The sequence below is a fragment of the Kitasatospora sp. GP30 genome, assembly GCF_029892145.1.
GTDB classification, from domain to species: Bacteria; Actinomycetota; Actinomycetes; order Streptomycetales; family Streptomycetaceae; genus Kitasatospora; species Kitasatospora acidiphila.
On record NZ_JARZAH010000012.1, the window covers coordinates 95,952 to 110,238 of the forward strand.

Here is a 14,287-nt window from a genome sequence, read left to right on the forward strand (position 1 = left end):
GCTCCAGACATGAGGTGATGCGGTGTCAGGATCGTACGGGCGCCCCAGGCTCCAGCCGGGCAGGATCGGTTGACCCGCCAGGCGTCTGCGGAAGGTCGGTGCGGCGCTGTATGGCCCCCGTGTGAAGTGGTTGCGGTGGTACGGAGCCTTGGGGCGACCAGGGGCGTGAGCCGCTGACGTGGGTGATGGGTCGCTGCGGTCCTGTCGGTGGCTACCAGGATCATGGCGTCATGAAGCCGCTGATCGATCGCGTCGCCATGGAGCAGGCCTTCACATCCGGGGGCCTGTTTGTCATACCGGACCACCTGCTCGCCGGAATCACGCACGCTCCGACCCGTGCGTTCCTGCGGGACGTCGGGCTCCCGGACCGCGAGCGGTGGTTCGAGTCGAGTCAGGAACTCGTCGACGGCTACGTGCGGATCGGGGGCGAGGCCTGGCAGCGGGTCGCGGAGCAGTACCCCAACTGCCCGTTCGACATGTCGGTGTGGCTGACCGTCGGCGGCATCGTCCTCGACAGCGTGATGGTGGACACCGTGACCGGACTCGTCTACTCCATCCCCGACGGAGGCTCACCACATCTGCTGAACAGCAGCGTCGACGCCTTGGCGTACTTCCTGCACGCCCTGGAGGTGGAGCGCGACGCCTACGATCCCGAGAGCGACGGCGAGGCCGACCCGGGTGGAGCGGAGGAGCGGCTGCTGGCGCTGATGCGGGCAGCGGATCCGGTGGCTCTGGAGTACCCGGGATCCACCTGGCACATGGTCTTGCGCTACGTCGGCAACATGATGCAGGACTAGGAACCACTCGGCGAGGGTGGCGCGCTGCCCGCCGAACTCGCCGCTCTGCTGCGCCCGGCCGGTACGACTACCCTTCTGGTCGCCGAGGAGAAGGCCGCATCCAAGAAAGACAAGGCCGAGACCTCGGAATCCGCATCCTCACCCCCGAGGACTTCGCCAACCTCGTCTCCGACCACCTCGCCTGACATCCTCTGGCCGCACGGCGGGCCTGAGTCAGCACGGGACCGGTGGCGGCCACCGGGGGCCATGCGTCACTGCACCTCCACATCGGGCCTCGGCGGGCGACGTGGGAGAGGACGACGGACGGTAGAGCGGTAGCCGGAGCGAGTGCGACCAGGCGTCCGCTGCCGACGACTAACAGGGCGAGCGACTGGATTGCGTGAGACGGATCCGAGTCGACGAAGGTAGTGGCTGCGGGACAGGCAAGCCCGAATGTGGTTGCCGGTGCGGTCCCCACCGCCTGCTTCTACGTGCCGAGGATCTGCGAGTTGGGTGGGAAGCGGGCCCTGTCTTCCAGGTCAACGATGTCGTCGAGGTCGCTGAAGTAGAACGACGTCGTCGTGCCGGCCACCAGACGGTGGAGCAGGGCGCCGAGATCATCGTGCGGATGGCACAGATCGGCCCGGACGGCCCGACCGGCGGGTACTTCGACGCGGCGGGGAAGCTGCCCTGGTGGGCTGACGACACGTCAGTTGCGCAGCTGGAACGGCGCGCTCGGGCTTGGCAGGGTCCCCGTGCCGGGGAAGAGGTCCGAGGTGACGGTGGCGCACTCCGAGGTGGCCGTGACTCCGATGTGCTCCAGCGAGTCGAAGGCGACATCGACGGTGTCGCCGGCGGGGGCGGGCGGTTGGAGCACCAGGTGGACGGAGGTGGGGTCGTAGCTGACCACCGTCCAGCCACGGGTGGTCAGGGTCTGCTGGGCGCGCTGGAGCGCGGCCTGGGCGGCGGGCCTGGTGACGTTGGCGACCTTCCAGCCCTCGATGATCGCGTAGGTGTTCGGCGCGGGGTGCCAGCCGCCGACCACCTTGTCGATCCGGGCCTGGATCCCCCGTATCCCGCAGGCGCTGCTGTCGGCACTGATGTCGTTTTGGCCCCACGCGGTTTCGAGGTGCACGGGGGGCAATGCCATAGCGTCGTAGACGGCCTGGGTCCGGTCGTCGAGCCGGTGGGCGGTGGCGACGGGATCGGCCACGGGGTAGGGCTTTCCGGAGCAGGCGCGCGCGAGCAGGGTGAGGCCGATGCCCAGTCCGACCGTGACGGCGGCGATCGCGGCGATCGCGGCGATCCGCCTGGTGGTCCAGCGGTAGGGAGTGGTCGGTTCAGGGCTCGGTGTCATGGCTCGCATGGTGCCAGTTCGCGCGTATCGGGCGCATGAGTACGTGTACTCGACAACGGCATGGTGCGGGGCCGCCGGCCATGGAGGTGCCGACGGCCCCGCGTTCCCTGCGGGCGCTGCCCGGGGCCGGATTCCGGGCAGGCCGGCCCGGGGGCGCCTGTGGGTGCGGGAGGCATGGTTAGTGGGAGGACGACGTCCTCGACCAGGCCCTCGTCCCTCAGCTGGCGCAGCCGTCGGCGCATCAGCTCCGGCTGGCTGTCGGGGGTGTGCAGGATGCGCAGCTGCTCGGCGGTGGCCATCCGGAACTGGTACAGCGCGGCCACGACCTGGTGGTCGATCTCGGGCGGCGTCGCCATCACGGGCTCCTCAAGGTCGGTGCCCGCCGCCACGGTGGCGGCGAGCACCGTAGGAAAGCCCGCGCTTCTCGCCTAGGCGAAGGGGAGGTTCCGCCAGGGGCTGGCCGGGTCGGTCGTCAGGATGTTGTGTGGGTTGAGCGCGGAGGTGTACATGTGCCCGAACTCCTCCTCGTCGAAGCGCAGCACCCGCCCGAGCATGTACCCCGCGGAGAACTCCCCCCAGGAGTCGTAGTGCTCGCGGACTAGCGAGCCGGCGATGGGGATGATCTGCTCGGCCGTCTCCGGTGTGCAGAAGCGTGCACCGACACCCCACCGGACGAAATTCACCGCGCGGCCGTAGTCGTAGCCGACGGCACTGGTGACGAAGCCGTCCGGTGGTAGCACGCCATCGGCGCGGAAGCGCTGCTCGTAGCGGGTGATCTGCCCGACGAGGTCCACCGCCTGCTGGATGTGCCCGGCCGGATATCCGCGCGTGGTGAGGGTGTTGGCCACCAACGCCCGCCACCAGTGCGGGTCGGTCGCCTCGGAATACTGGGCGAGGGCGTTCCTGCGCAGCCGCAGCACGAACTCTGGTGCCCACGGGCTGTTCCGCGCCCTGATCAGGTGGTCGAGCTGCTCCCGCCACTGCTGCCGCGTGTCGCATCCCCAGGTCTGGCTGAGCAGCCTGACATCCCTCGAGTAGTTCCAGTAGACGTCGCCTATCTCGTTCCACGGCACCTGGTTGTGCACGGCCAGGTGCCCGCCGCAGGCCAGCGCGTGCGCGAGCGGCCCGTGCAGCGGACCGGTGAACCGGGTCACCAGCGCGTCGTCGTCATGCCCCAGTTGTGGCGCCTCGGCTGCGAGTTGCTTCCACTGCTCGCGGCTGCGGGCATCCCCGGCGAAGTAGGTCTCCAGCGGAGTACCCGGGTTGACCACCAGCCACCATCCGTCGCCCGGCCACCGCTCGGCGAGCGCGGCGAAGCCCGTCTCCACCAGGGCGATCTCGTTGCGCTGCGGCAGCAGTTCACCCCGAGTGCGGATCGCGATGCAGGGCCGGCCCCACGCATCGCGGTAGTCCAGCAGTCCGACACCGTCCGAGTCGTCCCAGAAGCTGCTCAGACGCGCATCCCGATAGATCGGCGTCGAAGCCAGCAGCCGTAGGAACCAGCCGTGATCCCCCCGGTTCTTGGCCCCGTACAACTCGTGTTCCACCTGCGTGGCCGGCATCCACTGGACTGGGCGTGTGCCGTTGATCGAGTCCCCCATGGTCCGGACACTACCGTGGAATTGATCCCCCTGATCGGGGCACCGTTAATGAACGTGACACCAACCCCCCGTCGTCAGGGCGTGCACGGGCTCCGGCGGCGGTTCAGCCGGCCTTGTGCAGCAGCCCCCACCCCCCGCCGACCGGGACCTGGGCCGCCCGATCCTCGACTCCGCGCTGGTGCGCGGCTCGATGGGGCTGCGCTGGAGCGGCCACGACGGCATCCGCCCCTTTCCACCAGGGAGCCGGACTTGCCCGCGGCTGGACCGAGCGCGACGTCGACAGACTGGACGACTGGGCGTTCCTGGTGGAGGGCCGGGTCGACCTCGGTGCCCGTCGGGGCCTGTCCGTGCGGGAGCCCGTCGTGCACGCCGAGGCGTGGCAGGCCGGCGCGACGCTGCACGCCGCCCTCACCCAGTACCCCGCCCGCTCCGAGCACACCCAAGACGAGGACGAGCTCGACGAGGACCAGGAGCACGGGCTGTTCGGCGACATCTCAAGGCCGGCCCCGACCGGCTGGAGTGCCCGCAGTGCGTCAGCGACCGGGAGATGGAGGAGCTGGGCCCGCTGGTGCTGCCCGCGCCAACCAAGCGCGAGCAGGTGGCAGCCCTGGTCTCCACCCCGGACGATCCGTGGTGGGAGGAGCGGGTGCTGCACGCCAAGCTCTACCCGGTAGAGGGCCACGCCGCCTGAGTGCCGGCCCCCGCGCAACTGTCGCGGGTGCTGTCGCGACCCCCTGCCGCGGGGGGTGCTGTCACGCCCTGTGACCTGCGCAATAGGCGCTTATCCCTGTTCCTGGTCACGCCAGCCGCCCGCACCGACCGTTGCTCACCAGCAGAAACGGCCGCAGCCGCTCCCACTCTGCATCCGACAGATCCCCGCGTTCATCCCGGACCATGCACGGGACAACGATCCGACCAGACGACAGTCACATGATCAGCCGGACAGTGCCTAGCTAGGCGAGCGCTCGCCTCCTGATCGGATCGTGGTGGCACCCGGGCATACTGGCGCGGTGCCGATAGCCGATGATCCCCAGCCACACTCATCCGACGATCCGGGGCAAGCGGCACCGGACCCGTTCGACGGCTTGGAGCTCGACGAGTCCTTCCTCCGGAGCGCCACCGCCAACGAACCGACGGCGCGCACCCGTATGCTCTCGGCACGATGGCGGCTGAAGCCCCCGGTGGATCCCGGAGGCCGCCGCTGGTCACCGGAACCCGCGCCGACCATCTCCCGCGGGCCCCGCTCCAAGGTCCGGTCCATCGTGCCGGTCGTACTCGCCGTCGGGATCACACTCGTCGCCATCACCATCGGGCCGGGAAGCAAGTCACACTCCGCCGCTCGGCCCGCAGTCCCGCCCTCGCGTGTGGCAGGTTCCTCCGGTCCGACGACGGACGTCGCACTGCCCGGAGGCGGTGTCACCGACGGCAGCAAGTGCGGCGCCAAGGGATTCCACCACTTCGCGTCGCCGACGCCTCCCACCCATCCCGAGGCGCGGCCGGGCGGCCCGGGACCGGGCCCGCAGCTCGTGCTCGGCTCATACGGCTTCGAACGGCGCTCGGCACACGATCCTGGGCGTTTCACGCTCGATCTCCTCCTCGCACCGGGCGCCGACCAGCCGCTCGACCTGTCCGCACCTCTCGGGCCGCAGGGCGTGGCGGTGGAGATCGAGGGCCCGAACGGGCTGGTCGGCGGGGCATACAACGTGCCGATCACACTCGACGATGGCACCTCCCGCACGACGGATGGCAGGATCCGCATCAGGTCGGAGAACGGCGGGAGCGCAGAGGTGGTGCTCCCGGCCCAGATCCTGTGCCCCGGCATCGACGCCCTCGCCGTCAACCTCTCGGCGCCGCTCGATTCGAGGAACACCATCATCGGCCAGCCGCCCTACACGCTCACCGTCTCCATCTCCGACCCGGCGATAGGCGCCCTCCGGCGAGCAGTGGGCTCCACGGCAGCGGGCGACGTCCTGAGTACCGACAACCGCGTGCCGCGATAGCGCAGGCACAAAGACCGCCCGTTCACGCTGAGCGTCGCGATGAACTGGCAGTGCGACACCTCTGTCGACGAGGTGCTGTGGACGCTGGAGGTGGTGGCGGACCACTCCGCCAACTACTGATCCGAGCTGGTGCTGTCATCGAACCGGCTCCCACGCCGCCCGAGCCGTTCGTCCTCGCCAACGGCCACCTCGACCTACCCACCGGCCCGGGTCTCAGCGTCGGGCGTCTGCCCGACCGGTGGGACGAAGTGACCGTCTCCAGCGGATGACTCAAGCCCTGACGGACAGTCAGCCCGCACGCGCGGCACAGCTTCTTGGCGTACACATTGCCGATCCCCGCCAGGTTGCGCTGGTCTAGCAGCGCCTCCCCGGTCGGCCGTTCCGGCGCGGCGGCCAGCCGGCGCAGTGCCTCCTCGACCGACCAGTCCGGGCCCAGAAGGTCGGGACCGAGATGGCCGACCACCTCGGCCTCTGCAGTGGTCGGCAGCAGCTCCAGCACCGGCAGCCGGTAGCCGACCGCCGTCCACTCGGCATTGCCCAGCACGGCCCGGATCTGGTGGCCAGGCCCGCCGGTGCACCGCTCCCCCGTCCGATAGACCTGCCATCGGCCGTCCATCCGCAGATGGGTGTGCAGGGTCAGCCCGCCCTCGACACGCATGAGCAGATGCTTGCCGCGCGGGCAGACCTCCAGCACCTGACGGCCCGTCAGCCGGGCGGTGGCATGCGCGGGCACCCGCAGGTCGGCGGTGGTCAGCACCCGCCCGGCCAGGGCCTGGTGCAACTGCGCGGCGGTGGAACACGGTGTCACCCTCGGGCATGCCCCCAGCATGCACCCACCCGGCGCAACCGCCGGTGCGTGCCGCCTGTCGCACGGGGCCCGGGCCGGGTGTTGCGCCTAGGGTCGGCGGCAGTGCCGGGCACCCGCGGCGGCACGTCCCGTCTGGCGAGGAGGCGACCGATGGCCATCGCGACCGTGAACCCGGCAACCGGGCAGACCCTGCGGACCTTCGAGCCCTACACGGCGCCCGCCGTCGAACAGCGCCTGGCCCGCGCCGAGCAGACCTTCGCGCAGTACCGGCTGACCGACTTCGCGCGGCGCGGTGAGCTGATGCACCGGGCCGCCGAACTGCTGGACGCCGACCAGGAGACCATCGCCCGGCTGATGACCACCGAGATGGGCAAGCCGCTCACCGCGGCCCGTGCCGAGGCGGCCAAGTGCGCGAAGGCGATGCGCTGGTACGCGGACCGGGCGCCCGCGCTGCTCGCCGACGAGCACCCGGCGCCGACCGATGTGACCGACGCCGGAGCCTCCCGCGCCCTGGTGCGCTACCGCCCGCTGGGTGTGGTGCTGGCCGTGATGCCGTGGAACTTCCCGCTCTGGCAGGTGATCAGGTTCGCCGCACCGGCGCTGATGGCCGGCAACGTCGGCCTGCTCAAGCACGCCTCCAACGTGCCGCAGACCGCGCTCTACCTGGAGGACCTGTTCCGCGGCGCGGGCTTCCCGGACGGCTGCTTCCAGACCCTGCTGATCCCCTCCGCCACCGTCTCCGACGTCCTGCGCGATCCCCGGGTGGCGGCGGCGACCCTGACCGGCAGCGAGGGTGCCGGGCGGTCGGTGGCGGCGGTGGCCGGCGACGAGGTCAAGAAGACCGTGCTGGAGCTGGGCGGCAGCGACCCGTTCGTGGTGCTGCCCTCGGCGGACGTCGCCGCGGCCGCCCGGACCGCGGTCACCGCCCGGGTGCAGAACAACGGGCAGTCCTGCATCGCGGCCAAGCGGTTCATCGTGCACGAGCAGGTCTACGAGGAGTTCCGGGCCGCCTTCGTGCAGCGGATGGCGGCGCTGCGGATCGGCGATCCGTTGCAGGAGTCCACCGAGGTCGGGCCGCTGGCCACCGCCCAGGGCCGCGAGGATCTGGGTGAGCTGGTGGCCGACGCGCTGGACCTCGGCGCGCGGGTGGAGTGCGAGGTGGCGGTGCCGGCCGGGCTCGGCGAGGGCTGGTGGTATCCGCCGACCGTGCTCAGCGGGATCACAGAGCAGATGCGGATCCACCGCGAGGAGGCGTTCGGCCCGGTTGCCACGCTCTACCGGGCCGAGAGCCTGGACCACGCCGTGGAGCTGGCGAACGACTCACCGTTCGGGCTGAGCTCCAATGTCTGGACCACCGAACCCGCCGAGCAGGAGCGGTTCGTCCGCGACATCCAGGCCGGCGGGATCTTCTTCAACGGGATGACCGCCTCGCACCCGGCGCTGCCCTTCGGCGGGGTGCGCCGCTCGGGCTACGGGCGCGAGCTGTCCGGGCACGGCATCCGCGAGTTCTGCAACGCGACCACGGTGTGGGTCGCCTGAGCGCGGCCGGGGGTCCGGCCCGCGCGAACTCGGTGCCGGCCCCGGTCAGTGCGGTCCGGCCTCAGTCCTCGCCCAGTACGGCGTACCACTCGACGTCGCCGTGCTCGAAGGAGTCGGCCGCCGCCTCCTCCTCCAGCATCCGGCGCTGCGCCTGCTCGGCGTGAGTGGCGGGCTCGCCCGGGGTGTTGGTCTCGCGTTCCATCATGACCTCCTCGGCTAGGGATTCCTGCAGCTAGCAGCCAGCGGTACCCGGGGCGTTGGTGATCAAACGGACCCGCCGGGTGGTTCGCTCGGATAGCGGACAAGTAGCCTCGGGCTATGGCAGATTCGAACACCGAGGGTGAAATCCGCCCGATAGCCGACCCGGTCGGGCCGGAGCGGCCGGAGCGGCCGCGGGAGCCGGCCGGGCCGGAGCGGATCGGTGGCGAGAGCGCCTGCCTGCTCCCGCTGGTCTGCGCGGAGTGCGGGGCGCTGGCCGAACAGCGGCCGCCGACCGTCTGCCGGCGCTGCGGGGCGGTCGTGGACCGGGACTGACGGCCGGGGCCGGCGCGCTCGGGGCGGCCGTCAGCCGCCTTCGGGCCGCGGGCCCTGCAGGCAGAACCGGCCGCCCTGCGGGTCGCGCAGATCAGCCCAGCGCCCGTACGGGCTGTCATTGACCTCGCCCAGCACATCGGCCCCGAGCCGCTCGGCCAGTTCCACCGATTCGTCGGCGTCGGCCACCGAGAAGTAGACGTTCCAACTCGGCCGGGCCTCCGGGTCGGTCGCCGTCACCAGGGCCGCCACGCTCCGCTCGGCGGACCGCAGCACCACCCGCTCGTTCTCCCAGCGCACGTCGAAGGCGCCCGACTTGCGGCTGTCCCAGCCGAACACCTCGCCGTAGAAGATCGCGGAGTCGAAGGCGTCCTTGGTGCGCAGCTCGATCCAGACCGGGCCGCCGGCCAGCGAGTTGAGGACGGCTCCGCTACCGGTCTCGCCCTCCCAGACGCCGAAGGGAGCGCCGGCCCGGTCGGCGGCGATCAGCATCCGCCCGGCGTCGAAGCCCAGCGGACCGATCGCCACCGTGCCGCCGCGGGCCTGGATCCGCTCGGAGATGGCATCGGCGTCCTCGGTGCCGAAGAAGGTGGTCCAGGCGACCGGCAGGGCCAGCTCGGAGGCGCTCATGCCGGCCACCGCGACGCCCCCGGCCAGGGCGCGCACATAGCGACCCCAGCGGTCCGGGCCGCGGCTGAACGTCCAGCCGAGCAGCTCGCCGTAGAAGGCCTGGGCGCTGTCCAGGTCGCTGACCGTCAGGCTCACCCAGCTGGGCACGGCCGGCACGCACCGCACCGCAGCCCCCTTCGCCGCCGCCGGCTCGGTCATCGCACCGCCTCCTCGCTGCCCGAGCACCGACCGGCCCGGCCTGGTCCGACCGTACCCGGAGCACGCCCGCGTCGCACGGACCCGCCCGGCGAGCGCCGCGCTGCGCCGCAGGCTGGGTCGCAGCGCTGGTGCCCGGCGGCGCTACGGCCTGGTCATCCGCAGCACATCGAGCGCCTCGTCCAACTGCTGCTCGGTCAGCAGGCCTTGCGACAGATAGCCGCGTTCCACGACCACCTGACGGATCGTCTTGCCCTCGGCGAGCGACTGCTTGGCCACCTTGGCGGCCTCCTCATAGCCGAGGTACCGGTTGAGCGGGGTCACGATGGACGGCGAGGACTCGGCGTACTCGCGGGCCCGCTCGACGTTGGCGGTGATCCCGTCGACGGTGCGGCCGGCCAGCAACCGGGCGGCGGAGGCGAGCAGTTGGATCGACTCCAGCACATTGCGGGCGATCACCGGGAGCATCACATTGAGCTCGAAGCTGCCGCTGGCGCCGGCCATGCCCACGGTCGCGTCATTGCCGACGACCTGGGCCGCCACCATCGCCACCACCTCGGGGATCACCGGATTGACCTTGCCCGGCATGATCGAGGAACCCGGCTGCAGATCGGGCAGGTTGATCTCGCCCAGGCCGGTGCGCGGACCGGAGGACATCCAGCGCAGATCGTTGACGATCTTGGTGAGCCCGACGGCGATGGTCCGCAGCTGGCCGCTCAGCTCGACCAGGCCGTCACGGGCACCCTGCGCCTCGAAGTGGTTCCGCGCCTCGGTCAGCGGCAGGCCGGTGGCGGCGGCCAGCTCGGCGATCACGGCGGCGGAGAAGCCGGGCGGGGTGTTGATGCCGGTGCCGACCGCCGTGCCGCCCAGGGGCAGCTCGGCCACTCGGGGCAGCGTGGCGCGCAGCCGCTCCTGGCCGTAGGCGATCTGGGCCGCGTAACCGCCGAACTCCTGGCCGAGGGTGACCGGGGTGGCATCCATCAGATGCGTCCGGCCGGCCTTGACAACGCCGGCGAACTCCTCGCCCTTGGCCGCCAGCGCCGCCCCCAGCTCGGCCAGCGCGGGCAGCAAGTCCTCGGTGACGGCCGCGGTGGCGGCCACGTGGATCGAGGACGGGAACACGTCGTTGCTGGACTGGCTGGCGTTGACCTGGTCATTGGGGTGCACCGGCCGCCCGAGCCGCTCGCCGGCCAGGGTGGCGATCACCTCGTTGGCGTTCATGTTGGACGAGGTGCCGGAGCCGGTCTGGAAGACGTCGACCGGGAACTGGTCGTCCCACCGCCCGTCGGCCACCTCGGCGGCGGCCTGCTGGATGGCCTCGGCCACCGGGGCGTCCAGGATCCCGAGCGCGCCGTTGACCTTGGCCGCGGCCGCCTTGATCCGGGCCAGGGCCGCGATGTGGGCGCGGTTCAGCCGCAGGCCCGACACCGGGAAGTTCTGCACCGCACGCTGGGTCTGCGCCTGCCACTTGGCGGCGGCCGGGACCCGCACCTCCCCCATCGAGTCGTGCTCGATGCGGTACTCACCCTGCTGGGGACTCATGACTCCACCTCCACGGATCACAGCTCTCCGAGGGGCGGGGGTATTTCCCGGCGCTACGCCGTGTGGGTGACCGTCGCCCGTCAGGCCCGGTGGCTCTTGCGCGGTGCGCCCCGGTAGCTGCCGAAGTTCCAGCGGTTGCCCTCCGGGTCGACGGCGGCGAAGTCGTACGACCCGTAGTCGGTGGTGTGCGGCTCGGCGGTGATCCGCGCACCGGCCGCCTTGGCGCGCTGGTACACCTCGTCCAGGCGGTCGGTGACCACGTACGCGCCGAAGCTGCCCGGCGGGAGGTCGAAGCCGTCGTCCTCGCTCTCCCGGACCGAGCCCAGCATCACCCCGCCGCCCTCCGGCCAGTCCAACTGGGCATGGTGCACCACCTCGCCCTCCCCGTAGACGACGTTCTCCTCGAAGCCGAACGCGTCGACCAGGAAGCGGATCAGGGCCCGGGCGTCCCTGGCCCGCAGGCTCGGCCAGACCTGTGGCGACCGCTGCTGCTCGGTGGCCCCGGTCTGCTCGGTTGCCATGGCGAACGACCTCCTCGCGCCGACGGCTCACGACGCGCCGCCGGCTGCGACGCCGGCGGCGGCTACTTCCAGCCTGCGCCGGCGGCGGGCCCGTGCCTACCCGAGCAGCCGATCGAGGAACGGGTTGCTGAACACATGGTTGGGGTCGTGGCGGTCGAGGGTGGCGACGGCCGCGTCCCAGCCGGGGCCGCCGCCGGCCCGCAGGCTGTCGGGGATCACCCGGCCGAGTACGTCGGGGTCGGCCCAGGTGGCGTCGGCGGTGTAGGCCCAGCCCTTGGACCACTCGACGCGCAGGCCGGCCCTGGTGCCGTCGAAGGTGGCGATCAGGAACTGCTCCAGGTCCCGGCCGAACTGGTGCAGCCCGGGCGTGCCGGGCAGGGTGAGCACGTCGAACCAGACCGCCACATCCCACTCGGGGTGGTCGGGGCGGGCCCGGATCGCCGAGAGCAGCGGGGGCTGGGCGCCGGGGACGCCGCTGGCCGCCGGATCCTCCAGGCCGGTCACCCGGATCTCCACGGCGCCGTTGACCGGGAACTGGCCGCGGTCCTGGTACTGCGTCAGCAGCCGCTGGTACTCGCCGGTGACCTGGTTGACCACCCACTGGACGTCCGCCCGCCGGGCCAGCACGGCGTACCCGTTGGCGGTGACCCGCAGGGTGGTCGGGCGGACGTACTGCAGCACGGTGCGGGAGGGGCCCCAGAGGTCGGAGCGCAGGCCGTCGGCCAGCAGGTGGGTGACCACGTCCAGGGTGAGCAGGTCACGGATCAGGGTGCCGGAGAGCAGTACATCGGTGAGGTCTCCGGTGAGCCCCAACCTGGCGATCAGGGACTGGAGTTGGCCGAACGTTGGGGCCAACCCCCAGGATCCGGCGACCAGTTCGCCGGCCAGTGTGGCCACCGGGGTCGGGATGCTGTCCGAGAAGGGGTAGTTGTAGGGCTGGTCCACGGCCCTGGAGCCGAACGGCTGGGTGGAGCTGACGCTCCACGTCTTGATCCACGGGAAGTCGGTGAAGGCGAACCAGATCGCCTCGATCCGGCCGGTCTGCTCCATCAGCCCGGCGAAGGTACGGGCGCCGGCGGTGCCGGGGGCCGCGAAGAGCTCGCTGACCGGGATGTCCATCCGGCTGAGGCAGCGCAGGTTCTGGTCCGGGCCGACGCGCAGCACGGCCTCGGTGACGAACGCCCGGCCCAGGTTCACCAGCAAGGCGGCGCAGTCCGGGTCGGCGCGGTCGAAGGTGCGCAGCGCGTACCGGCCGGCGGTGGCGTCCCAGACCACGGCGGTGAGCTCGGTGACCAGGTTGCTCACCGAGCCGAAGCCGTGCCCGGGGGCCGCGGTCTCGCCGGCGGTCGGCACCGCGGTGCCGTGGCCGCCGATGGCGAGCACCCCGCCGAGGGTGAGGTCGCCGGGTGCCGGGCAGTGGGCGATGCCGAGGCCGTCGCCGGCCAGCTCGGCGAGCAACTGCTCCATGGCGGCGCCGGCTTGGGCCCGGACGGCGGGCGCCGCGGTGCTGCCCGCCGCGCTGATCGCGGTGAGGTGGCGGGTGGTGTCGAGCAGCAGCACGGTGCTCGCGGCGGGTGTACCGTCGGCGACGGTGAGCGGTGCCCAGGTGTGCCGGAAGCCCTGGGCGCGCAGCTGCCAGCCTTGGGCGTGCGCCCAGTTGGCGAGGGTGACCACGTCGTCCGGGGTACTCGGGGCACAGGTCCACAGCTGGTCGGCATGGATCTCGCCGGCCCAGTTCTCGAAGACCTGGCGGTAGACCTCGATGCCGCCGGGGAACGCGGGCGGCGCGGGGAGGGGCGGGCCGGCGTCGGCCCGCGCCTGGTCGGGCGTGATGGCGCCGCGCAGCAGCCAGGCGGCCCCGCCGAGCGCGGCGGACCCGGCCAGCAGGCGGCGGCGGGTCAGGCCGCCGTCCGAGGTCGGCGCGGTGTCGTTCTCCATTGGTCCCTCCCCGGGCCCGTGCGGTGCGTGACGGTGTCGACGCTAGGGATCAACGGTGTGCGGTGTCCGGGCGTTCTTCATCAATCAGTAGTTCGAGTGAAGCTAGACCGTTCGGGGAACCGTTCGGGCCCTCGGTACGTTGTTCGCTGCCCTCGGCGCGCGCCCGGGCCCGGCTTGGGCCACGGTGGAGGTGACAGCAGCCCCAGGACCGCCAGGAGGCCTCCATGACCGAGCACACCTACCGGGTGACCGAGATCGTCGGCTCCTCCCACGAGGGCACCGACGCCGCGATCCGCAACGCGCTCGCCCGCGCCTCGCAGACCCTGCGCAACATCGACTGGTTCGAGGTGACGCAGGTGCGGGGGAACGTCGCGCAGGGTGCGATCGAGCACTACCAGGTGACCGTCAAGGTGGGCTTCCGCCTGGAGGACGCGCACTGAGGCCGCCGCGGGTGCCGCGGGTGCCGCGCCGAAGACCTCGGCGCGGCACAGCCATGCCGCGGCGCCCGGGCGTGCGGCTACGCGGGCTGCCCCGGCAGCGGCGGCGGGCCGTCGGCTTCCGGGGGCCCGCCGAGCTCCGGGGGCCGCGGCGGCCGGCGGTGGCGACGCCACGGCGTCAGCAGGTTCAGCAGGCGGCGCATCCGGATGAACCGCATGGTGGACAGCTCGGTGTCCAGCACGGAGTCCGTCCGCAGATCGGCCTCGATCTCCTCAAGGAGCTGCTGTTCGCGCGGGGAGAGAGCCGGACCCTCCATGATCCCCGCCTCCTCACCTCTGGACCTCTGGGTGACGCTATATCCCCGCTGGTGCCCCGGGCGGGCCCTTCCTAATCGCCCGGGGGACGCAGCGG

The 14,287-nt window shown here is 71.8% G+C and carries 15 protein-coding genes and 2 pseudogenes; 7 read left to right on the forward strand and 10 right to left on the reverse strand.

The window, feature by feature from the left end; translation table 11 throughout:
• Positions 1–230: 230 nt before the first annotated feature.
• Both P3T35_RS19445 and P3T35_RS19450 read left to right on the forward strand, forming a co-directional pair.
• Positions 231–797, forward strand: coding sequence for an SUKH-4 family immunity protein (locus P3T35_RS19445; RefSeq protein ID WP_180356313.1), 567 nt, complete (start codon positions 231–233; stop codon positions 795–797).
• 565 nt (positions 798–1,362) lie between these two features.
• Positions 1,363–1,470: pseudogene (locus P3T35_RS19450) on the forward strand (short-chain dehydrogenase); the annotation flags it as partial.
• A gap of 15 nt (positions 1,471–1,485) precedes the next feature.
• Here the strand turns inward: P3T35_RS19450 and P3T35_RS19455 are convergent.
• From P3T35_RS19455 to P3T35_RS19465, 3 genes are all read right to left on the reverse strand, one after another.
• Complete coding sequence (locus P3T35_RS19455) at positions 1,486–2,133, reverse strand: hypothetical protein (RefSeq protein WP_101378879.1); 648 nt, start codon at positions 2,131–2,133, stop codon at positions 1,486–1,488.
• On the reverse strand, positions 2,130–2,489 hold the full coding sequence (locus P3T35_RS19460; RefSeq protein ID WP_143676729.1) for a hypothetical protein: 360 nt from the start codon (positions 2,487–2,489) through the stop codon (positions 2,130–2,132). The genes P3T35_RS19455 and P3T35_RS19460 overlap by 4 nt, the downstream gene beginning before the upstream one ends.
• A 72-nt stretch (positions 2,490–2,561) precedes the next feature.
• Positions 2,562–3,695 carry a DUF1266 domain-containing protein gene (locus P3T35_RS19465; protein ID WP_180356314.1) on the reverse strand — a complete coding sequence of 378 codons (1,134 nt, stop codon included), beginning with the start codon at positions 3,693–3,695 and terminating at the stop codon, positions 2,562–2,564.
• 586 nt (positions 3,696–4,281) lie between these two features.
• Here P3T35_RS19465 and P3T35_RS19470 point away from each other — a divergent pair.
• Together P3T35_RS19470 and P3T35_RS19475 are read left to right on the forward strand one after the other, a co-directional pair.
• Positions 4,282–4,425, forward strand: coding sequence for a hypothetical protein (locus P3T35_RS19470; protein ID WP_180356315.1), 144 nt, complete (start codon positions 4,282–4,284; stop codon positions 4,423–4,425).
• 394 nt (positions 4,426–4,819) lie between these two features.
• Entirely contained in the window at positions 4,820–5,734 is a 915-nt protein-coding gene (locus P3T35_RS19475) for a hypothetical protein (protein ID WP_101378882.1), read from the forward strand.
• A 304-nt stretch (positions 5,735–6,038) separates the two neighbouring features.
• Here the strand turns inward: P3T35_RS19475 and P3T35_RS40420 are convergent.
• Positions 6,039–6,552, reverse strand: a pseudogene (locus P3T35_RS40420) (DNA-formamidopyrimidine glycosylase family protein); the annotation flags it as partial.
• 140 nt (positions 6,553–6,692) lie between these two features.
• Here P3T35_RS40420 and P3T35_RS19485 point away from each other — a divergent pair.
• The gene (locus tag P3T35_RS19485) at positions 6,693–8,081 is read left to right on the forward strand and encodes an NADP-dependent succinic semialdehyde dehydrogenase (RefSeq protein WP_101378883.1); all 1,389 of its coding nucleotides are present in this window, start codon (positions 6,693–6,695) and stop codon (positions 8,079–8,081) included.
• 61 nt (positions 8,082–8,142) lie between these two features.
• On the opposite strand, the gene P3T35_RS19490 is transcribed toward P3T35_RS19485, so the two are convergent.
• On the reverse strand, positions 8,143–8,283 hold the full coding sequence (locus tag P3T35_RS19490; protein WP_180356316.1) for a hypothetical protein: 141 nt from the start codon (positions 8,281–8,283) through the stop codon (positions 8,143–8,145).
• 116 nt (positions 8,284–8,399) lie between these two features.
• Here P3T35_RS19490 and P3T35_RS19495 point away from each other — a divergent pair, with 116 nt between their 5' ends.
• On the forward strand, positions 8,400–8,615 hold the full coding sequence (locus tag P3T35_RS19495) for a hypothetical protein (protein ID WP_101378884.1): 216 nt from the start codon (positions 8,400–8,402) through the stop codon (positions 8,613–8,615).
• A gap of 30 nt (positions 8,616–8,645) precedes the next feature.
• Here the strand turns inward: P3T35_RS19495 and P3T35_RS19500 are convergent, their stop codons facing one another.
• The 4 genes from P3T35_RS19500 to P3T35_RS19515 form a co-directional block, all read right to left on the reverse strand.
• A complete protein-coding gene (locus P3T35_RS19500) occupies positions 8,646–9,440 on the reverse strand; it encodes a VOC family protein (RefSeq protein ID WP_101378885.1) in 795 nt (264 codons plus the stop codon).
• Between the two features lie 141 nt (positions 9,441–9,581).
• Entirely contained in the window at positions 9,582–10,979 is a 1,398-nt protein-coding gene (locus P3T35_RS19505; protein ID WP_101378886.1) for a class II fumarate hydratase, read from the reverse strand.
• Positions 10,980–11,059: 80 nt separating this feature from the next.
• The gene (locus P3T35_RS19510) at positions 11,060–11,500 is read right to left on the reverse strand and encodes a VOC family protein (protein WP_101378887.1); all 441 of its coding nucleotides are present in this window, start codon (positions 11,498–11,500) and stop codon (positions 11,060–11,062) included.
• A 96-nt stretch (positions 11,501–11,596) separates the two neighbouring features.
• Positions 11,597–13,438 (reverse strand): cholesterol oxidase substrate-binding domain-containing protein, encoded by a 1,842-nt coding sequence (locus P3T35_RS19515; RefSeq protein WP_101378888.1) that lies wholly within the window; start codon positions 13,436–13,438, stop codon positions 11,597–11,599.
• Positions 13,439–13,662: 224 nt separating this feature from the next.
• On the opposite strand from P3T35_RS19515, the gene P3T35_RS19520 reads away from it, so the two are divergent.
• Complete coding sequence (locus P3T35_RS19520; protein ID WP_101378889.1) at positions 13,663–13,878, forward strand: dodecin; 216 nt, start codon at positions 13,663–13,665, stop codon at positions 13,876–13,878.
• 77 nt (positions 13,879–13,955) lie between these two features.
• Here P3T35_RS19520 and P3T35_RS19525 read toward each other — a convergent pair whose 3' ends face one another.
• Positions 13,956–14,192, reverse strand: coding sequence for a hypothetical protein (locus tag P3T35_RS19525; RefSeq protein ID WP_101378890.1), 237 nt, complete (start codon positions 14,190–14,192; stop codon positions 13,956–13,958).
• Positions 14,193–14,287: the final 95 nt, after the last annotated feature.